Source organism: Calditrichota bacterium (assembly GCA_013112635.1).
In the GTDB taxonomy this organism is placed as follows: domain Bacteria; phylum Calditrichota; class Calditrichia; order Calditrichales; family J004; genus JABFGF01.
In genome coordinates this window covers 949,938-969,606 of record JABFGF010000002.1, presented here as the reverse complement: position 1 = coordinate 969,606, position 19,669 = coordinate 949,938, and the positions used below count along the sequence as shown (strand labels likewise).

Sequence of the window (19,669 nt, the reverse complement as noted above, 5' to 3'; positions counted from 1 at the left end):
AATGTATATACTTTGTGTCCATATGTCTAAATGTCCAAAACGAGGGTAATATATTTAATACTGAAATTCAAGATAAATAAATAGGCATCACACCTATTTATTTTTTAGTACGTTAGTTACCCAAGCTCTGGAAACTCCTAAGTGTCGTGCTAAATCAGCCTGAGTCCAGTTATTGCTTTCCATCAAAGATTTATATGTGTTGGCCCGCTTATTCCTTTTAAATGTATATTCATCTTTAGTTATTTTATCCGGTTTAGGCATATTATAAACGCGGTAAAAATGTATGAGAATTGCACCTGCATTGAAGAATATTTTGGGTTTATGGTACGATAATCCCGGTTTATCAAGTCTCTTAAACTCAATAAAAACAGTTAGATTGAAGTGGTTCGTCATCTTGTTGAGATGCCGGACCCGCGGACGGCTGACGAACCTGACCTTGATTTCATTGCCCCTTCTTCGGTTTCCGAGTTTTCTGTTTCTCTCATTAATTCAGATGGTAGTTCCGTTGCGGCTTCCTGGGATAACACAAGTTCAGGCGATGATAGCACATCCGGCAGCATTAGTTCTTTTGAAATAAGATGGGCATCAAAAGAAGCCGGACTGATTGATAACGATGAAAAATGGAGTGCTGCAACAATAGCTTTTCAAGGAAATTCTACTGTTTTTGCCGATGGCTCAACAGATATTGACATGAGTAGTTTTAATATTGGAGATAAGTATTTTGCAATCCGCACCAGTGATGAAGCCGGAAACATTTCGCAATTAGAAAATGGCTCTTTTTCAGATTTAATTTCTGTTCCCGATGCAATTAGCCCTGCGTCCGTTAGCAATTTTCTTGTGACTGAGGTTAATTCTGATTTTAGTTTGGCAACTGCTTCATGGGATAATTCAAGTTCAGGTGATGACAGCACATCTGGCAGTATTAGTTCTTTCGAGATCCGCTGGGCAAATGATGAAAAAGTTAACACAAATGCAAAATGGGAAACTGCAACCGTGGTTTTCCAGGGAGATTCAAGTGATTTTGCGAAAGGGTCTGTCCAGATTGATATGAGTGGTACAACTGATGATTCTAAATACTTTGCAATCAGAACAAAAGACGAAGCCGACAATATCTCTCCGTTAGAAACAGGATCTTACACAGATATTGTTTCAGATATAAAACAGTTTAAACAGCCAAAATCTTTCCAGCTTAACCAAAACTATCCCAATCCTTTTGGAGAAAAAAGCGCCCAGGCAAAAGAAGCTGTAACAACCATAAAATATAAGCTTAGTAAACCCAGCCATGTTTCACTAGACATTTATAATACATTGGGGCAAAAAATACAAACCCTGGTTGATATGGATCAGGTTAATGGAGATTATTCAATTAAGTTTGATGCTTCTGGGTTACCTGGTGGAATTTATATATACCGAATAAAAGCCGGTTCAAAAATCTTGACCAAAAAGATGCTTTTGCTAAGATAAAACTCATTTACAGATTAGTTTAATTTTGCTAGGGCAATTAGTATTTTTTTATGCATGTTATTTATATTTCGCACAGAACCTTTGTAATTATTAGCAATCATAGAAAATGCAATCAACCTGCCTTTTCTATCTTGTAAATATCCTGAGTGACTTTTTACACGGGTAATTGTTCCTGACTTAATCCGCGCATTTTTTTCAATCTTTGTCCCCACACCAAAGTTTTTAAAATGGCCAATGTCATCCGCATCTCCTGCAACACCCATCGAGTTATAAAAAGCGTCAAATTCTTCATGTTTGCTCATGGTAACAAGTAGTTCTGTCATCATTTTTGTGGAGATTGTATTTGTTGGTGATAACCCACAAACATCATAAAGACTCATTTCATCATCAATATTATTGCGCTCAAAAAATGAGGAAATTGCTTTAACGGAGTTTTCATTTGAGCCATAGTTAAAAACATTTAACCCGGCCATTTTACCAATCGCCTCAGAATACAAATTATTGCTGCGTTTATTAACAATGTAAACAATATCTTTTAAAGGCGGCGACCAGGTTGTATGCAAAACCCTGGATTTATCAAAATTAAATTCTTTGCGGGATACCTTTGCTTCTCCATCTACATTTACCTTCACCTTTTGCAATGATCGTTTTAATTCCTGTGCTGCAAATAAAGCTGGGTCGGGAATTGAACCTTTGATCGAAAACTCTTTTACACCAGCGGGAATTGTTCCTCTTAATGTTGCCCTAAATTGACCGGGAGCGCAATAAATATAACCATTATCTCCAGATCCTTTTTTGCCGGTTTTCATATTATTGTTAAAAGTCAGGTCCGGTATCTCAGGTTCTGTCCTCAATACTTTAGCACCATTACCAACGTTTTTTGCAGGCTTAAAAAAAACATGGTACAGGTTATCACTAATATTTAACGAATTACTTCCAGCCCCATAATAATTACCCAAATCAATCCAATACCAATATCCAGGCACTGATTGTTCATCGTAAAGTCCGGTAAAAGAAACAATATTCCCTGTGATTTGCTTAATGCCTTTTTGCGAGATTGCTTCCGTCCAACTCATCATAAGGCTATCCAAAGGAAGAGAACCTTTAACCTGTGAACTGCCCAAAGTAGGATCACCACCTCCGATAATTAAAAGGTCTCCTTTTAAAACACCACTTTCAATTGTTCCGTTTAAATAGAGCCTGGTTGAAAAGCGAAAATCACTCCCAAGCACATCCAAAGCTGTTGCGGTTGTAAATAACTTCAACCCGGATGCCGGAGTTAAACTGAAACTACTGTTATGATCAATAACAATATTCTCACTTTCGACATATTTGGCAAAGACAGACCATTGTGCATTTTTCAACGCAGCTCTTTTTTGATATTTATGAACAAGCGATTTCGGTGATTGAGCAAATAAAGTCGTGCCCAAAATAAGGATCAAAAAAAACAATTTTGACATATCTCTTCATCTTTCATGATTTTCTAATTAGTCGTTTAAAACTATCAAACATAAAGACAAGTCTAAAATATTTTTTATTATGTATGATATAAAACCCGGCCAAACTGACCGGGTTTGGTGTCTGCATTAGGGGGAGCAGACTTTTCGGACGTGGGGGAGCCCGATTTTTTTATCTCACTTTCATGACATAATAAAATAATACGGAAACCCAAAATCTATGATCATCGTCAATTTCAAATTATAAGTGTTTAATTAATCAATATAGAGCCCTACTTTTATAAAATTGGATATTCCTTTATTTCAATAGGTTTATTAATTAAACTATGGGCTTAACACTCCAAAATACCTATGGGAATTATTGATGATAAAAATATTTAGTGTTTTAACCTTGATGATCTTTTTGTTTCAGTTTTCCTTTGCCCAAACAGAAGAATCTCCTCTACGCATTTTTGGCTATTTTCAAAATTCATTTGTATATGAAAAGACTAGCAGAAGTCAAATCCGCAGATCATCATTTAATATGCAGCAACTAAACCTGATTGCCCAAAAAGACATAGCAGAAAGTTGGAGCGCTTTTATTAATTTTCAGGCTGTTAATAATTTTACTTCCGTAAAGCAATGGGGTGCTTTTAGTGTTGAAGAAGCCTGGCTTCGTTTTCGAAAAGGGAATCATTTTAATCTGAAGCTTGGTTTACAAATTCCAATCTTTAACAGTTTTAATGAAATCAAAAACAGGACACCGCTTGTTCCTTATGTAACCAAGCCTTTAGTTTACGAGGATTCGTATTCCGAAATAATTGCTATTAGTGACTTTGTTCCCCAAAAAACTTTTATCCAAGCCTATGGTTTTCATAGAGTTGGCTCAATTAAAATCGACTACGCAACTTACCTTGGTAACAGCCCAAATGTTGAAACCTGGGAAGGCAATGCAATTTCCGGCCTTGATACAACTGACACATTTTTATTCGGTACACGGCTTGGGTTTAGAACAAAGAATTTTAAACTGGGTGTTTCATTTACCTCTGACCAGGCTGCCGGTGTTAAGTTTAGCCCTAAAATATTTTTAGAAGATTCATCCATCAATAAACTTGTCCATCGTATGCGGCTGGGCGCAGATATTTCCTTTGAATTCGGAAATTTTGATTTTAAGTCAGAGTTTATCAGAGTTTTGTATGATGAAAATATTCCTCAATTAGATTTAACCAAAACTTTTTATTATGCAACACTTGGGTATTTTATTACTGATGAGTGGTATCCATATTTTAGTTATTGGCACATCAGAGAAAAATTTTTACCGAATGCTGACTTTTCATTTTCCGTTCCTACAGTCGGCGTGTCTTATATGTTAAACGATCGTATCACTCTAAAAGCCCAAAGTGCGCTTATCAAATTTAAAACCAAAGTTTTTACCGATCAGTATCATGTTGGACCAACGGCTGACTTTGGTAATCATGCGTTAGCAGTCTCAGTTTTCTTTTAATTGGTAAAAGAATGAAAAGCATTTTTCTATTTGTTTTTATTATACTCCTATCTGTAAAAGGCTATTCTCAAGTAGCCGTAATAGCCCACAACTCTGTTTCTGTGGATTCTATTTCTAAAAGTCAATTATTGGATTTTTATACGGGTGACATCCGTGAATGGGAGAACGATTTTACTTTGATTGTTTTTGATTTAAAACCAAAACCCGGCGTACGTGACATATTCTATAAGTTTATTGGAAAAAGTTCTTCACGCATGAAATCAATTTGGTTAAAAAAGGTGTTGCTTGGAGAAGGCGATCCCCCAGAAGTATTGGAAACTGAAGAAGAGATGTTAAAAACCATTGCAAAAACGCCAGGCTCAATTGGATTTGTTAGCAGCGACCTTGTAGATAAATCAGTAAAAGTTTTAATATTGATTGAATAGTGTTTCTTATAACAACTTAGTTTTGTCATGCCAGGCATTTTTCTTTTTTAATAGATTCCCAAAAATTACCGGACTAATTATATGCAAAACAAAACAGTTTTACTAACAGGAGCTTCGGGTAATTTAGGGCAAGCTGTTAAAGAATTGTTTTTGAAAAATGGCTATTCTGTTGCAGCCGCAGTCCACCCATCACTTTGGGTTACTCCAAAAGCAATTACAAATGTGATACAATTTGCATGCTCCTCAAAAGCTGCCGATTTACACGGTCCTGTTTTTAAAGTTTACGGCAACGGTTAAGATGGGAGAAAAAAAACAGCGAACACTTGCCATCGTACTTTTACTAGCTACTTCCGTAATCTGGGGCAGCTCATTCATTCTGATAAAAAAAGGGCTTTTTGTTTATTCCGTTGAGCAGGTTGCATTACTTAGAATTTTATTCGCTTATATCGTTTTACTTCCAACCGCAATTTTTCACATAAAGAAATATTTAAAGCCTCATGGCTGGCAATTGTTTATTTCCGGGTTAACCGGCAATTTAATCCCTGCATTTTTATTTGCCAAGGCGCAAACTCAATTAGAAAGCGGAATTACTGGTGTGCTAAATGCATTAACTCCGTTGTTTACTTTACTGGTTGGCATTTTCCTGTTTCATTTAAAAATTTATCGAAAACAAGTGGCCGGTATTTTAATTGGCCTGGCCGGATCAATCGGTTTAAGTTTAATAAATAAAAGCGGGGCTCTTGGTACAATCAACTACTTTGTGTTTTTTGTAATTTTAGCCTCTTTTTTATATGGATTTAATGTTAACTATATCAAAAGATATCTGTCAGATGTACCTTCCGTTCAGTTAACCGGGCTTGCTTTGTTTTTTATTGGGCCGCCGGCTTTAGTTTATCTTTTTTTTACAGATTTTACCACTCGGCTTTCAACACAACCCGGCTCGCTTGAAGCTTTAGGTTATCTTGCGATTCTTGGAATAGTTAACACTGCATTAGCACTAATTTTGTTTTTTAGATTATTGAAAATGACCTCTCCGGTAGTTGCAAGTTCTGTCACTTACATAATTCCCATTGTTGCGCTATTTATAGGATTTTTGGATGGTGAACAATTTTTCGCACTTCATTTTGTTGGCATGGCTTTAATTATTGGTGGCGTTTATATCGTTAACAGGAGATAGAAAATGTTCATTATATTGTTAAGTTTTATTTCATTTACGGGAATCATAAATATGGAAAAGAACACTTTAAAACTGGAAGAAGAGATTAAGAGCAAACTTGCCAAACATAATGGAAATTTTGCCGTGGCATTTAGAACAATTGAAGAAAACCCTATCTCACTTTTTCTAAATGAAAACGAAATTTTCCACGCGGCCAGTACAATGAAAACGCCGGTAATGATTGAAGTTTTTAAGCAAGCGGAAAGCGGAAAATTTAATCTTACAGATTCACTTGAAATAAAAAATGAGTTTAAAAGCATTGTCGACGGATCCGGTTTTAGTTTAGAAATTTCCCGTGATGGAGGTGAGGGGCTTTATGATTTTATTGGAAAGAAAAAAACAATTTCTGATCTTGTTTATGATATGATTATCCGCAGCAGTAATCTGGCCACAAACATTGTCATCGAGTTTCTTGATGCAAAAAAAGTTACCCAAACCATGCGCGAAATGGGGGCAAATACTATTCAGGTTTTGCGTGGTGTTGAAGATATGAAAGCCTATAATGCTGGTTTAAGCAACACAACAACTGCCAAAGATTTACTGGCTATTTATGAAAAAATCGCTTCTGGTCGCGCTGTAAGTAAATCGGCTTCTAAAAAAATGACAGACATTTTATTAGATCAAAAATACAATTCGATTATCCCGGCGCTGCTTCCTAAAAGTATTAAAGTCGCCCATAAAACAGGATCTATTAGCGGTGTTCGACATGACTCAGGAATTGTAATTTTAGAAGATGGGAATAAATATGTCCTGGTTCTGCTTTCCAAAAATTTGGAAGACCCTGATGGCGCGGTAAAAACCATGGCGGAAGTTTCAAAAATGATTTATGAGTTCGTCAAACATAATAATTAAAAAAGTCTATTTGTTTAGATTGTTTTCAATCCATTCTTCAAAATTCAGATAATCTAAAATATTGTTTTTCTCTTTTTCTGATAATCCTGCAAATAGTCCCGATTTTAGATTTTTAAAATGATCTTTATATTCAGCTTTGGGAACTGTACTTAACTTCGAAAAAAAAGATAGAAGCGTTTTTTCAAAATCCTGAAGATCACGTTTTTTCTTTAAAAATCTTCTGCATGATTCAACAGCATATCTTAAAAGAATCATATTGCCCAGTTCAAAATGGATCACCAAAAAAGACAGATGAGCATAGCTCATAATATCATCACGGGTGTTTGCATACTTGCCGGCAAGAATTATATTTAAGTATTTTAGAGCCTCTTCATAGTTTTCTTTAAAATAATGCAAACTTGAAAACTGATAATATAGCAAAAGCTCATAAGACTTTGGCCTATCTAATGATTTATCTTCCAGGAATTCTCTTACTTTGGGGATAACCTCAATACCACGGTCGGCCTGTCGTGTATCCCGATACATTTCAAGCTCCACATTATAGCTGTGCAACATCGCCTTAACTGCAATCGGATTATTGCTTTTCAGTCCATAACGGATTGGAACCCTGCGTATTTTGTAAATCATATGCTCGGCATATTCATATTGCTTTGCCTGTAGAGCAATTCCAACAAGATTGTTTAAAGCCGTTAAATATGCTGCCGGGTTTTCATAAATCTGATGTTCATTTTCTTCCCAGGAAAAGATTACCTTTTCCATTGTTTTACGCGTTTCCTGTAAATTGTTTTTTGTGAAATGTACCGCCTGCCAAGCATAGTGATAAAGCATTTTTGCCTGGAAGGAATCTGCAAGTTTTTCATTTTGAAGCAATGAGTTTGATTCCAGTTTTTCCGGTTCTGAAAAATTTGAAAACATATTTACTGTCAAATCCCAATAGCGGGAAGTATGCATCAATTTGTTTAAAACAGATTGCTCCAATTTGTTAATTTGATTGAGTTCGTCCAATGCTGCAGACGTACCCTTTTTATTTCGCAGAATTGTCCTTTTTATTTCGAGAAAACTTAAGAGGTCCGGCCATTTTTCATATTGTTCAGCAATTAGAATACCCTTTTCAACATTAAACAGACATTGTTGAAAAAGCTCTCGCTTTAAAAGAATTTCCACATTGCGCTGTAAATCTTTTAATTCGGCTTCTTTAGAAATTTTAGAATGATAATTGCGCAAGCTTTTCAGGATAAGATTGCTTAAATAGTTTTTTGTTACATGAAGCTGTTTTATGAATGCTTTACCGGCAAATTTTTTTTTGATTGATTTTTCATCATATTCAACTTGATTGTCTATTTCATCAAAGAGCAACAGGTAATTATTATCTCCACTTGTTGATGAAACAAACAATTTGAAATACCTTTTCTCTGCTTTGCTCATCGATTTTATTAAAAAAAATAACTGGGTCTTTTTTAGCATAGACTTTTACGTTTTTTTGTGGTTTTCCCCAATAGACTAAACAATATAAGCCCTGCGTGCAAAAATAAAAAAAATAGGTTTTTACGTTTTTTAAGATTTATCATTTGAAGCTATTTTGATTTCTGCTATGTTTGTTCCACAATTTTTTGCAATTATAAACCAACCAAACGGAGGAAATTTTATGGCAAATGCAATTAACTGGTTCGAAATACCTGTTTCTGACCTGGACAGGGCAAAAATTTTTTATGAAGGTATATTTAATGTAAAGCTGGACCTTAACGAAATGGGGCCAATGAAGATGGCTTTTTTTCCAATAGATCCTGAAGCAAGCGGGTCAGCAGGAACTTTAATCAAAGCCGAAGGATATACACCTTCACATTCCGGGTCAATTGTTTACTTTAGTGTAAATGACATTGAAGGAACACTTTCAAATGTTAACTCATCGGGAGGTAAAACACTGGTACCTAAAACAAGCATTGGGGAACATGGGTTTTTTGCCCATTTTGAAGATTGCGAAGGCAATCGTGTAGCATTACATTCACAACAATAACACACAAAAGGAGAAATATAATGGCAAATGCAATCAACTGGTTTGAAATACCTGCAACCGATCATGACAGGGCAGTAAATTTTTATAGCTCTGTTCTTGGCACAGACCTACAACCTATGGAAATGCAAGGGATTAAAATGGCCTTTTTAAGCAATGATCCCGGTGAAGTAGGCGGCTCGATATGTACAGGCGAAGGATACAAACCTTCTGCTGATGGAGCAGTTGTATATCTGAATGGTGGTGAAGATCTTTCAACACCGCTTGGACGAGTAGAAAAAGCTGGCGGTAAAGTGGTTATGCCAAAAACTAAAATCTCTGATGAGATTGGTTATATGGCTTTTTTTATGGATACAGAAGGAAATAAAATCGCCTTTCATTCTCCAAAGTAGATTCTTAATTATGCCTTCCGGGTCGCAAAACCGGAAGGTTTTATAAGGTTAAAAATGAATACTCCCCAATGGTTAGACAGAAATGATTATCCTTTTAAATCAAAAATTTTGGATTTGGATGATATTGGTAAAATGCATTATGTCGATGAAGGTAGCGGTGACCCAATTGTCATGGTTCATGGCAACCCAACCTGGTCTTATTTATACCGGCATATGATAAAAGGATTATCCGGCAATAACAGGTGTATTGCAATGGATCATATTGGGTTTGGGCTATCTGACAAACCACACGATTGGTCTTATCTTCCGGAACAACATGCTGAAAACCTTGAGGCTTTACTTGAAAACCTTGACCTCGAAAACATAACACTTGTGGTTCAGGATTGGGGTGGACCAATTGGGCTTTCGTACGCATTAAAGCACCCACAAAAAATAAAGAACCTGGTTATTATGAATACTTGGGTTTGGCCTGCTAAAGGAGACCCACATTATGAAAAATTTAGTGGATTTATGGGTGGTACAATTGGACAGTTCCTGATTAGGAATTTTAATTTTTTTGCAAAAGTCGTGATGAAAAAAGCCTATGGCGATACTTCAAAGCTCACCAAAGAAATTCACAGCCATTACCTAAATCCATTGGATACACCAGCACATAGAAAAGGCAGCTGGGTTTTTCCAAAAGAAATAATCGGATCAAATGATTGGTTAGAGAAACTGTGGTCTCAAAGGGAAAAGATTGCAGATAAACCGTCTCTTATCTTGTGGGGAATGAAAGATATTGCTTTCCGCGAAAATGAATTGAACAAATGGGAAGACCTGCTTAAAAAGCATACTGTAAAAAAACTAGAGGATGTAGGCCATTTTGTACAGGAAGAGCTGGCTTCCGAAATTTGCCCGCTAATAGATGATTTTATTAATAAAAAATAATGGAGGGATCGATGCCTTGGTTTGAAAATGATTTTGTAGCTTTCTTTTTAGAACTAAAAGCAAATAACAATAAAGAATGGTTTCATGAAAATAAAAAACGCTATGAGAAAATGGTTAAAGAACCCTTTCATGACTTTGTTGCGGAAATGATTGGCCGAATTCAAAAAGATGACCCCTCTGTGGCAATCCAACCCAAAGAGGCTATCTTCAGAATAAACCGCGATATCCGTTTTGCAAAAGATAAAACGCCCTATAAGACCAATGTTTCGGCAGTTATCTCTCCAGGTGGCAGAAAGGATTTTTCAACGCCAGGGATTTATTTTGAATTCAGCCCGAATGGTGTTCAGGTTTATGGGGGGGCGCATCATGTTGAAAAAGATCAACTACTAAAAGTGCGTACAGCGATCATGAAGGATCCTGCTGAGTTTAATAAAGTGGTAAAGGCAATATCTTTTATTACCAATTTCGGAGAATTGCTGGGTCAGAAAAACAAACGATTGCCAAAAGAGTTTATGGATGCCGCAGAAAAGCTGCCTATTCTTTTTAATAAAACTTTTTACTATGGAGCAACGCTTGACCTCGACGTTCTGCTTAGTGAAAACCTGGCAGATCAAATCTACGAGTTATATTTGGCTGGGAAACCGTTTAATTCGTATTTCAAAAAAGTGACACAATAGTTTCAAAGTTAAAAACGGTTAATACTGGACTCCTAAATATTTTGAAATATCCGCCTTTTTTAGGAATAGTTCTTCTATAGGCTTAACACCCATAATTTTATAATTTGAGTCCTTTTTATAATTCCCAGGGTAAATATCGTAAGGCCTTATTAATCCACCTTTCTGTTGATCATATATAATTCTCATCGTTGGGTGCAAAAGGTCTTCCTCTTCGATGTTTACAACTATTCCTGCTAATCCGTTTTTAAGTTTTAAAAGCGAGCCAAATGGATAAATACCAATGGCTTTTACAAATTTTCCAACTAATTCAACATTAAACATGTCATTTTTTTTCAACAGTATCTCAGCCAGGGCTTGCGAAGGAGAAATACCTTTTCTATATCCCCTATCAGATGTCGCTGCATGGTAAACGTCAATAATTCCTGCCATTTGCCCATATTCACTTATTTTATCCCCTTTTAGTTTTAAAGGATAACCTGACCCGTTAATCCGTTCATGATGTTGGCTGGCCATAAGCAAAGTACTTTGAGGTATACCTGGAATGTTTTTCAGAATTTCATAGCCTTGTTTAACATGCTTTCTCATTTCGATCATTTCATCTGGTAAAAGTTTGCTACGCTTATTTAAAATATTGGAAGGCACTTCCAGCATGCCAATGTCGTGAAGTAGCGCGCCCGTCCCAAGTTCCGTTTGCTTTTCATAATCATAGGCAAGAGAATTTGCAAAGGCGACCATCAAAGTTAAACTATTAACCGCATGTTCAAATAAAGCATTATTATTAGATTGCATCATGCCAAGTCCGGTAATTATGTATTTATTTTCTAATACGCAATCAACAACATCTGAAACCACTTCTTGAATGTTACCCAGTCTAATTTTCCCGCTTCTTTTAAAATCACTCATTATTGATGTAACGGCTTTGTATGTTTTTTTATGTACATTTGCAGCATTGGAAAGCTTTTCTTGAATAGATGATTTTTTTTCTGATATTTTAGCTGGTGCCTTTTGTTTGCTTTTAAGAATTTTAGTTTTTGCTGTATCAATATGTACATCTTTATAGCCCATCTGCTGCAGTTTTTGTAGAAGGCCTTGATCCGTAAGATATAATTCCTTTTCTATACCTAAGCGCTTACTCCAGCTATCTGTCACATCCACAATAAACATACCTGGCCGAAGGTCATTTATGCATACCCGTTTAATCACTAATCTTTCTCCTTTAAATCTTGCCTTAGCTTTTATTAAAAGTAAGCCAATCAAAGTATAAAAATATTATTTCACTTATACTTCGAACCGTTAGTGAAAAACTTAAAAATCTTTGTGAAATTGATAGTTTGTAGAAAGCAATAGGTTTAAGAGGGGGTTGCCAAAGGATATGTTTCTTTAAGGATTAGGCAAAATATTCACTAACCTGCAAGAACATTTTTTACTTTAATAATCAGATCGGATGGTTTATAAGGTTTTTGTAGAAAGGCACCTAAGCCCGAGTTGCTGAATTTTTGAGTTGCCTCTTGCTCGCTGTATCCGCTGGATAAAATGACCTTAACATCCGAACGGTGTTTTTGTATTTGTTTAAATGCCTCATCACCACTAAGATGCGGCATTGTCATATCCATTAAAACAAGTTTAATTTCATCCGAATTTTGCTTGAAAACTTCAACAGCTTCTTTGCCATCATTTGCAGTAATAACATTCATTCCAACTTGTTCCAGAGTAGCTTTGCCCAACAGGCGGATAGACTCATCATCATCAACGACCAAAACTGTTCCACTTCCCTGCCAAATTAAATATTCTTCTTTTGGTTTTTTCTCTTTAACAAGTTTGATATCTGAGATGGGAAACAAAATACGGAAGCGTGTCCCTTTTCCTTCTTCAGTCTCAATTTTTATAGTTCCTTTGTGGCTGCGTACAATACCAATAACTGCTGCAAGCCCTAAGCCTCTCCCGGTAAATTTTGTTGTAAAAAACGGGTCAAACAATTTTGATTTTGTCTCCTCAGACATGCCACTTCCATCATCGATAACATCGTAGTAGATATAATCGCCTTCATCAAGATCGTCATCAAAATAAGAGTTACTTAAATAGTCTTTTGTGCATTTATGGGTTCCCGTTTTAATTACAATTTTACCCCCTTTATTTCCTATCGCCTCCGAAGCATTTGTAATTAAGTTCATTACAACTTGGCGAACCTGGGTTGCATCTGCTTCAAAAAACGGGATCGGTTCAGAAAAATTATAACTCAACTTTGCTTTTTTAGATATGGAAACATCAAGCAGCTTAGACATTTCTTTTATAAGCTCATTTATATTTATTGCTTCAACAACAAATTTTCCTTTTCCGGAATAGGCTAGTAATTGACGACATAAATCGGCAGCCCGCAAAGAAGCCTTTTCAATATTATTTAAGTTTTTTGCGGCCCGTGATTTATCCGGAATATTCATTAATGCCAGGCCTGTATTACCCATTATTGCAGTTAAAAGGTTGTTAAAATCATGTGCAATGCCGCCTGCCAATACGCCCAAACTTTCTAATTTTTGCGCATGGCGGACCTGATCTTCAAGTTGACCCCGTTCCTGTTCTGCACGTTTATGATCAGATATATCACGAACAACACTCATCAGACGGTCTTCTCCGCAAAGGCTGATTCGGGATTCGAAATAGCTTTTCTGGTCTGCTATATCTAGGAAATATTCATAACTTTGTGTTTGCCCTGTTTTGAAAACTTTTTTAAAAACCAATTTCAAATCATTTGCGATATCTGCCGGGAAAATACTTTCAAAAGGTTTGCCAAGGAAGTTTTGTGGTTCTAAATATAACATATTTATGTCTGGCGCCTGGTAGTCAATTATTTTACCATCACCATCATGAAGAAAAATTAAATCCGGCAAAGACAGCAAAAGAGCCTGGTTTCTTTCCTGGCTTTCTTTTAATTCTGCTTCTGCTTTTTTACGCTGATTTACCTCGATAAGAAGTTCTTTGTTCAGGGTTGCCAACTCATCCGTTCGTTTTGAAACTCGTCTTTCCAGAGACTCGCTTATATTGGAATATTCTTTTTTTACACGTTTTCTTTCCTGTACTGAAACTGACATTACAATTGCCATTATAGTGATAACCCCTAAATATAATTGTAATACCAAAAGCGAGAGGGCTAAATCTTCACGCATAAAAGGGCCCATGCCGTTTCTGGTAAACCAGGTTGCTATAAATGCCACAATCAATATTGCCAGTGATGTTTCTCTGGTTGAAAAACGAAATGCTATCCATAACAGAATTGGAATAATCAAAAATGGCAACGAATTGCTAATTTCATCTTGGATCCATTCCCCAAAAACCATTTGTGTAAAAACAATAATAAGTGTAAAAAGAGAAAGTACCTCAAATAAGCGTGCAAATGAGATGTCCAGTTTCGGTTTTTTATAAAAGCTTAAAATAAGGGTACTGAAAACCAACAATCCGACTACATCTCCCATCCACCATCGTGTCCATAGGGTTGATACAATACTAAAATCGAATCCCGAAAAAATCATTCTAACTGAAACGCCTATTGTTGCACCAATTGCCCCAACAACCATCGAAACCGTTGCGAAAATAAATGTACTACGAACATCTTTTAGATAATCCATTTCACTTTTGAAATACTTTAAAAGTTTATAGCCCGCAAGTACTTGTAAATAAACACCAAATGCCGAAATTGCTGCTATTGTTATTGTTTGGTAGAATGGAAGGTCATTAAAGCTTCTTGTGAGAATAATGGAAACGAATGAACCAATTGCCAAGGAAAGCAAAGTCCGTTTTCCAAAAATAAGTAAAATGGCGAAAGCAAACCCCGTTGGTACCCATATGGGAGATGAGTGGCTTTTAACGTAAATCAACTCTAAACTTGCATACGTGCATGCAACAAAACCTAATACAAAACCTGTTAAAAGTACCCTTTGCCTGATCTGATCAAAGCTGTTAAAATCAACTAACATAAAATGTACGTGAGTTATTCTGATTTATGCTTCGGCATTTTTTGGCTTTTTATTACATTTAAGGAAATATTTCCCTAACTCAATAAAAAAAAGCATCGATATGCGGAACAGGTAAAACATGTTTGATAAACAATATTTAGATTAGGGACTTTCTTGAAATGGCTGACGGATAATTGTTTTAAGTTTTTCCGGGGCTGTTCGTCGTAGATCGCTTAAATATATTTCGTGATGTTTACCAGATAATGATCCATTCTGTTCTTTTATGTAATGATGAATTTTCTTTATCGTCGGTCCTTCATCCGAGTAAGGCCCCATATACATAATTTGTGCAGAACGGCCTTCAGTAAAATCTTTGAAGTTGAGCTTTTCAAATTCAAGTAAAGGTTTCTTACTTTTTGCTTTATTGATAGCTGTTGCCACCATTTCACTATCTGCAACATCCGGTTGGGCTATCATCAGCGTCCAGCTCCAATTGTCTTTATTTCCTTTATCAAAATCCATCATATCTTCAGCCCACCAAAGCCCTTCCAAAGGTCTTACTACATAATCAAGCACCTGCCCGTGAGGAATTTCTACTTCTCCTTTTTTTATCATAAATTTGAGGGTATATGAAACTGAGTATAAAACTGTAATGGCTTCTTCAAAGCTTTTTTCTTTATTAGGATCACCGTGACCATCAACCATTAAAAAATTCATTTTAGGCACATCAATAGTCTCAATATTTTTAACAGACGGTTTGTACAGATGTTTTAATTCTTTTTTATAATCAAATTTTTGCATTATTTCCCCAGATTTGTTTTTTCCAAAAATACATTAACAGCACTGGCAAAGGACTCCGGTTGTGAGTAAAAAGGAAAATGGCCGGCATTTTCAATCTTTACAAATTCAGATCCACTAAAATAGCTATTGTACTTTTTACTCGTTTCCTCCGATTGTATATCTTCGCCGCCGTGAATTACCAATGTTGGAACATTAATTTCAGTAAAGTATGAACTATAGTCATGAGATTGGCCCATGCTAAAATACATTGCATAAACAGCCCATCCGGCAATATCATTTTCTGACATTTGAAATTCCGGCATTTGTATTCCTCGTGACTTTATAGCCATTGCATAATATCGGCCAAACTCAATTTGATTATTGGCCAGGTCTTTTTCACTTTTGGAAAACAGGTTTGAAAAATCCAGATATTTTTCCATAAATACAGCAAAGTTTTGGCGCTCATCTTCTGGCAGCATAGAATTTACCTGTTCAAATAAACCTGTTTCTGAAGGCAAAACCATTACATCTGCCGGAGCTATAAGTACCAATGCCTTAACCCGTTCGGGGAATTCTGCAGCATAAAGCGAGGCTAAAAAAGCCCCAAACGAGTGGCCGATAAGCGTTAGTTTCTCTTTGCCCAGTATCTGGCGTATCCTTTCGATATCTGCTATTTGCGCTCCAAGACCCAAAGTTCTCTCCAGGAGCTGCATATTGTCATAATAATTTTGTGATTGAAATTTATCGAACGGCTTGCTTGACTTACCCGCTCCCCGTTGATGATAGTAATGAAATGCATAGTTGTGAAGCAAGGAATCCAATCCTGACCAATGTTTAGCATAAGGAATTCCAGGACCACCATGTATTATTAAAACATCCTCTCCGGATCCTTGGGCAGTGTGATACAATTTTATGTCATCTTCAACCTGCCAAAATAAACTGTCCTGCCCAATCTGTGAAGGCGGATTTAAACCGGACCGTAAGTTCTGACCCTGATTTACCATACCAGGCTTATACATTGGCTGTTGCATAAAATAGTAAATAACTCCGCCAGCAATAATTACAATTACTGCAAGGATTCCAACTATTTTAAACACTGTCTTCATTTTTGTCTCCATTTTTTCTGACACAAATTTGTATTTCTGTTAAATAGTTTTGAGGGTTTCCCTTAAAAACCATTCCCGGTGCTTTTAAATAAATCTCCCTGATGGGTAAATCCATTGTCCGTTTTTGGTTTTTAATTTCAGCGATTATTTTTGAATAAGAACGGCTTAACTCTTCATATGGCCCTTTGTGGATCAAAGACAAAACCTTTGTTTTTTTTGTGCGACGAACATTAATACCTGAATATTTCTTGTCTTTCTTTATTTGAAAACAAACTTCAATATCCGCTTTATTTTCTTTATACTCGCCATCGTAATAAAGGCAAAACGGTGGGCTGCACATATTGCTTCTTAAATTAGCTGCAAGTTTTCCAATATACTTTGCCGATTCAGGATACGCACCTTTGAAACGTAAACCTGCAATCAGCATTGGAGGAACTGTTTTTTCTTCAACATGAAACTGTCCATCGAACAGGTTGTTTTTGCCAGGCTTTTCTTTTTGGATAATTGAATCAATGCGATGGGTTATGTTTTCCAGATTTGATATTCTTTCATCTATTTTTATTTTTTGATTCTTCAACACTGTGATGATATCTGAATCATTATCATAATTTTCAAGAATAGTTTTTATATCCACCAGGCTAAAATCCATCGAACGCAGCATAGAAATAATCCTGGCCTGATCCAGGTTTGAAGAATTATAATAGCGATAATTTGTAAATTCATCCACCCTGTGAGGAATTAACAAACCTTTTTCATGATACAAACGCAAGGCTTTTAAAGTATGCCCTGTCATGCGTGAAAACTCACCGATGTTAAATAATAGTTCTTTCATTTTCTGCGGCTAAAGGTTAAACAATATTAGTAATATAAGCATTGCCCCGGGGGTAGAGTCAAATCTTGAAATAATATATTTTCAAAAAAAGTTATAACTTTTGAATTTATAAACAAGTGAATTTTAATCTCAGGAAACGATGGTTTTTGTCATAATCCAGTTTGCGCTTTTATTTTTTATGGGCATTGTAACAAATTGGGAAAATATAAAAATGGCTTCGATTATTCTAATTTTGGCAGCAATAATTTTAGGATTGTGGGCTATTTTTACAATGGGGATTTATAAGGTAAATGTTTTACCGGATATTAAAAAAGGGGCGACACTTGTTACGCATGGGCCTTATAAACTTATCCGTCATCCTATGTACACATCTTTGTTAGTGCTATGTACCGGATTAATATTGAGCAACCCGGTATGGTATATGTTTTTGGGCTTTTTATTTTTGTTGATCGATTTGGTTTTCAAACTCAGGTATGAAGAAAAAAAACTGGTGGCCGTTTTCCCCGAATATGAAAAATATAAATCCGGGACATATTATTTCATTCCATTTATATATTAAAAAAAAAGCCCCAAAAGGGGCTTTTATTATTTTATTAATATGATTGTCTTTAAATTGCTGGAAAGTTTTAGCTTTGTATCAGTTAAAAGCTCAATCGTGTAAAGAGTCATTCTCTCCTCATTTATTACAATTTCTATTTGTTCTTCCTGAACAACCCAAGAACCAGTTTCCTTGGCCCCGGAATTATGGTTTATAGATAGTTCACCATTGTCTTTAAAAGACCAGGTAGCATCAATAGTTTTCCAATCACCAATTATACTTTTAGAATATGTGTTGGTATTATTTACATTATCGGTTCTCCATGGCGTAGCACACTGGATCATAAAAAGGGAGACAACCAGTAATACACCAAAAAATAATTTATTTCTGCTCATCATCACCTCCAAAATTATATGTAATTGAAAGACGGGAAGTCAAAACTTCACCTGTGTTACTGATTATTGCAGGCCCATCAAACAACAGACCTTCATTAAAAGAAAAATCAACTAAAAAATTACTAAACTCCATACCAAGCCCAAGTGTTATTTTAAAAGCGGAGCCGTCTGAAGTTGTTTCAGATTTAGTACCACCATCCGGTTTTGATTCAGTTGTGAAGCTTTGATTTACATGACCTGCTCCAACGCGGCCTATTAACCAACTTGCAATTCGAGATTCAACACCTACATAAATACCCGGTAAGGTTAAAGTAGAAAAGGTTGTTTCTCCTGCATCTTTTGTATCCGTTGTTACCGAAGCTAAACCAGCTTCAACACCAACCACCAAAACATTGTCCTCATTGATTGGTTTTTCTGTTCCAACACCAACGGTTACAATCATATTTGTATAATCAGTCGTTTCACCGTCTTTTACTTCATAAGTGGTTGTTCCGTATGTAAGGTGTCCAACAGGAAAAATATTTGTTCCATTACGTTTCATTAAAAAGTAGCGGCCATTGGCTGAAAAACCAAAACCGGAATACTCCGCTTTGCCGGCTCCAATTTCCTGTGTAATTGAAGGAAGCTCAATCAAAATACCTGCATCCAACATGTCATTTGAAACTCCACCAAGAATTCCTATATAAGATGAAGATTCTTCTGTTTTATTAGGATCATCACCTGTTTCATAGTTTGATCCGGCAGTAAGCAATCCAAAACCAACATCCATATCTCCCATTCCCATGGCCATCATAAAAGCGTAGCCATTATTTAATGTTGCTGTTAGTCCTCCAAACCGACCAAGGCCAGTTGTAACTATTGGGGAAGTGATCGGCATATTTATGTACAGTCCGGAGGCAACATTTCCATAATCCATATGAACACCAACTGAATATCGACTGTTTGTCTTTTTTGCTCTCATTTCAGCAACAACCAAATCAGAGAATTTTAAAAGTGTAGCAGGAAACAACATAATATTCGCTTCATCTTTTAAATATAACCCATTTCCTCCCATCGTTGTTATTCGGGTTTCTGAGGCAAAAACAGAAGCAGAAAACACCACTGCGAATGTAAGAAACAATTTCTGTAATTTAAACCTTTGCATAAACAATCTCCTTATCATGATGT

At 36.0% G+C, this 19,669-nt stretch carries 20 protein-coding genes; 11 read left to right on the top strand and 9 right to left on the bottom strand.

Annotated features, from left to right (window positions below; genetic code table 11):
• Positions 1-381: 381 nt before the first annotated feature.
• Complete coding sequence (locus HND50_09310) at positions 382-1,464, top strand: T9SS type A sorting domain-containing protein (GenBank protein ID NOG45418.1); 1,083 nt, start codon at positions 382-384, stop codon at positions 1,462-1,464.
• Between the two features lie 14 nt (positions 1,465-1,478).
• Here the strand turns inward: HND50_09310 and dacB are convergent, their stop codons facing one another.
• Positions 1,479-2,924 (bottom strand): D-alanyl-D-alanine carboxypeptidase/D-alanyl-D-alanine-endopeptidase, encoded by a 1,446-nt coding sequence (gene dacB, locus HND50_09305; protein NOG45417.1) that lies wholly within the window; start codon positions 2,922-2,924, stop codon positions 1,479-1,481.
• A gap of 361 nt (positions 2,925-3,285) precedes the next feature.
• Between dacB and HND50_09300 the strand changes: the two genes are divergently transcribed.
• The 5 genes from HND50_09300 (at position 3,286) to HND50_09280 (ending at position 6,897) form a co-directional block, all read left to right on the top strand.
• Positions 3,286-4,404 carry a hypothetical protein gene (locus tag HND50_09300; GenBank protein ID NOG45416.1) on the top strand — a complete coding sequence of 373 codons (1,119 nt, stop codon included), beginning with the start codon at positions 3,286-3,288 and terminating at the stop codon, positions 4,402-4,404.
• A gap of 11 nt (positions 4,405-4,415) precedes the next feature.
• A complete protein-coding gene (locus HND50_09295) occupies positions 4,416-4,829 on the top strand; it encodes a hypothetical protein (GenBank protein ID NOG45415.1) in 414 nt (137 codons plus the stop codon).
• A gap of 81 nt (positions 4,830-4,910) precedes the next feature.
• Complete coding sequence (locus tag HND50_09290) at positions 4,911-5,126, top strand: hypothetical protein (protein ID NOG45414.1); 216 nt, start codon at positions 4,911-4,913, stop codon at positions 5,124-5,126.
• A gap of 1 nt (position 5,127) precedes the next feature.
• A complete protein-coding gene (locus HND50_09285) occupies positions 5,128-6,006 on the top strand; it encodes a DMT family transporter (GenBank protein ID NOG45413.1) in 879 nt (292 codons plus the stop codon).
• 3 nt (positions 6,007-6,009) lie between these two features.
• On the top strand, positions 6,010-6,897 hold the full coding sequence (locus HND50_09280) for a serine hydrolase (GenBank protein ID NOG45412.1): 888 nt from the start codon (positions 6,010-6,012) through the stop codon (positions 6,895-6,897).
• A 6-nt stretch (positions 6,898-6,903) separates the two neighbouring features.
• Here HND50_09280 and HND50_09275 read toward each other — a convergent pair whose 3' ends face one another.
• On the bottom strand, positions 6,904-8,361 hold the full coding sequence (locus HND50_09275; GenBank protein NOG45411.1) for a hypothetical protein: 1,458 nt from the start codon (positions 8,359-8,361) through the stop codon (positions 6,904-6,906).
• 181 nt (positions 8,362-8,542) lie between these two features.
• On the opposite strand from HND50_09275, the gene HND50_09270 reads away from it, so the two are divergent.
• Genes HND50_09270 through HND50_09255 form a run of 4 tightly spaced genes read left to right on the top strand, consistent with a single transcriptional unit; the run spans position 8,543 to position 10,904 of the window.
• Positions 8,543-8,911 (top strand): VOC family protein, encoded by a 369-nt coding sequence (locus tag HND50_09270; GenBank protein NOG45410.1) that lies wholly within the window; start codon positions 8,543-8,545, stop codon positions 8,909-8,911.
• Between the two features lie 20 nt (positions 8,912-8,931).
• The gene (locus HND50_09265) at positions 8,932-9,300 is read left to right on the top strand and encodes a VOC family protein (protein NOG45409.1); all 369 of its coding nucleotides are present in this window, start codon (positions 8,932-8,934) and stop codon (positions 9,298-9,300) included.
• A 54-nt stretch (positions 9,301-9,354) separates the two neighbouring features.
• Positions 9,355-10,227, top strand: coding sequence for an alpha/beta fold hydrolase (locus HND50_09260; GenBank protein NOG45408.1), 873 nt, complete (start codon positions 9,355-9,357; stop codon positions 10,225-10,227).
• A gap of 11 nt (positions 10,228-10,238) precedes the next feature.
• Positions 10,239-10,904, top strand: a complete 666-nt coding sequence (locus tag HND50_09255; protein ID NOG45407.1) for a DUF2461 domain-containing protein — start codon at positions 10,239-10,241, stop codon at positions 10,902-10,904.
• Positions 10,905-10,922: 18 nt separating this feature from the next.
• Here HND50_09255 and HND50_09250 read toward each other — a convergent pair whose 3' ends face one another.
• The 5 genes from HND50_09250 to HND50_09230 all read right to left on the bottom strand — a co-directional run bounded on the left by HND50_09250 (position 10,923) and on the right by HND50_09230 (position 17,569).
• A complete protein-coding gene (locus tag HND50_09250) occupies positions 10,923-12,107 on the bottom strand; it encodes an HD-GYP domain-containing protein (protein ID NOG45406.1) in 1,185 nt (394 codons plus the stop codon).
• 200 nt (positions 12,108-12,307) lie between these two features.
• Positions 12,308-14,872: a response regulator gene (locus HND50_09245; GenBank protein ID NOG45405.1), complete on the bottom strand. Its 2,565-nt coding sequence runs from the start codon at positions 14,870-14,872 to the stop codon at positions 12,308-12,310.
• A gap of 141 nt (positions 14,873-15,013) precedes the next feature.
• Complete coding sequence (locus tag HND50_09240; GenBank protein NOG45404.1) at positions 15,014-15,652, bottom strand: hypothetical protein; 639 nt, start codon at positions 15,650-15,652, stop codon at positions 15,014-15,016.
• The gene (locus HND50_09235) at positions 15,652-16,737 is read right to left on the bottom strand and encodes an alpha/beta hydrolase (protein NOG45403.1); all 1,086 of its coding nucleotides are present in this window, start codon (positions 16,735-16,737) and stop codon (positions 15,652-15,654) included. Before HND50_09235 ends, HND50_09240 begins: the two co-directional genes overlap by 1 nt.
• Positions 16,721-17,569 carry a MerR family transcriptional regulator gene (locus tag HND50_09230; protein NOG45402.1) on the bottom strand — a complete coding sequence of 283 codons (849 nt, stop codon included), beginning with the start codon at positions 17,567-17,569 and terminating at the stop codon, positions 16,721-16,723. The genes HND50_09235 and HND50_09230 overlap by 17 nt, the downstream gene beginning before the upstream one ends.
• A gap of 139 nt (positions 17,570-17,708) precedes the next feature.
• Between HND50_09230 and HND50_09225 the strand changes: the two genes are divergently transcribed.
• On the top strand, positions 17,709-18,128 hold the full coding sequence (locus tag HND50_09225; GenBank protein NOG45401.1) for an isoprenylcysteine carboxylmethyltransferase family protein: 420 nt from the start codon (positions 17,709-17,711) through the stop codon (positions 18,126-18,128).
• Positions 18,129-18,154: 26 nt separating this feature from the next.
• Here the strand turns inward: HND50_09225 and HND50_09220 are convergent, their stop codons facing one another.
• Both HND50_09220 and HND50_09215 read right to left on the bottom strand, forming a co-directional pair.
• Positions 18,155-18,502 (bottom strand): hypothetical protein, encoded by a 348-nt coding sequence (locus HND50_09220; GenBank protein NOG45400.1) that lies wholly within the window; start codon positions 18,500-18,502, stop codon positions 18,155-18,157.
• Positions 18,489-19,646: a hypothetical protein gene (locus tag HND50_09215; GenBank protein ID NOG45399.1), complete on the bottom strand. Its 1,158-nt coding sequence runs from the start codon at positions 19,644-19,646 to the stop codon at positions 18,489-18,491. Before HND50_09215 ends, HND50_09220 begins: the two co-directional genes overlap by 14 nt.
• Positions 19,647-19,669 lie beyond the last annotated feature (23 nt).

Coding starts and splice junctions, on each gene's coding strand:
- dacB (NOG45417.1), bottom strand. CDS start 2,924: ATGTCAAAATTGTTTTTTTTGATCCTTATTTTGGGCACGACTTTATTT.
- HND50_09300 (NOG45416.1), top strand. CDS start 3,286: ATGATAAAAATATTTAGTGTTTTAACCTTGATGATCTTTTTGTTTCAG.
- HND50_09295 (NOG45415.1), top strand. CDS start 4,416: ATGAAAAGCATTTTTCTATTTGTTTTTATTATACTCCTATCTGTAAAA.
- HND50_09290 (NOG45414.1), top strand. CDS start 4,911: ATGCAAAACAAAACAGTTTTACTAACAGGAGCTTCGGGTAATTTAGGG.
- HND50_09285 (NOG45413.1), top strand. CDS start 5,128: ATGGGAGAAAAAAAACAGCGAACACTTGCCATCGTACTTTTACTAGCT.
- HND50_09280 (NOG45412.1), top strand. CDS start 6,010: ATGTTCATTATATTGTTAAGTTTTATTTCATTTACGGGAATCATAAAT.
- HND50_09275 (NOG45411.1), bottom strand. CDS start 8,361: ATGCTAAAAAAGACCCAGTTATTTTTTTTAATAAAATCGATGAGCAAA.
- HND50_09270 (NOG45410.1), top strand. CDS start 8,543: ATGGCAAATGCAATTAACTGGTTCGAAATACCTGTTTCTGACCTGGAC.
- HND50_09265 (NOG45409.1), top strand. CDS start 8,932: ATGGCAAATGCAATCAACTGGTTTGAAATACCTGCAACCGATCATGAC.
- HND50_09260 (NOG45408.1), top strand. CDS start 9,355: ATGAATACTCCCCAATGGTTAGACAGAAATGATTATCCTTTTAAATCA.
- HND50_09255 (NOG45407.1), top strand. CDS start 10,239: ATGCCTTGGTTTGAAAATGATTTTGTAGCTTTCTTTTTAGAACTAAAA.
- HND50_09245 (NOG45405.1), bottom strand. CDS start 14,872: ATGTTAGTTGATTTTAACAGCTTTGATCAGATCAGGCAAAGGGTACTT.
- HND50_09240 (NOG45404.1), bottom strand. CDS start 15,652: ATGCAAAAATTTGATTATAAAAAAGAATTAAAACATCTGTACAAACCG.
- HND50_09235 (NOG45403.1), bottom strand. CDS start 16,737: ATGAAGACAGTGTTTAAAATAGTTGGAATCCTTGCAGTAATTGTAATT.
- HND50_09230 (NOG45402.1), bottom strand. CDS start 17,569: ATGAAAGAACTATTATTTAACATCGGTGAGTTTTCACGCATGACAGGG.
- HND50_09225 (NOG45401.1), top strand. CDS start 17,709: ATGGTTTTTGTCATAATCCAGTTTGCGCTTTTATTTTTTATGGGCATT.
- HND50_09220 (NOG45400.1), bottom strand. CDS start 18,502: ATGAGCAGAAATAAATTATTTTTTGGTGTATTACTGGTTGTCTCCCTT.
- HND50_09215 (NOG45399.1), bottom strand. CDS start 19,646: ATGCAAAGGTTTAAATTACAGAAATTGTTTCTTACATTCGCAGTGGTG.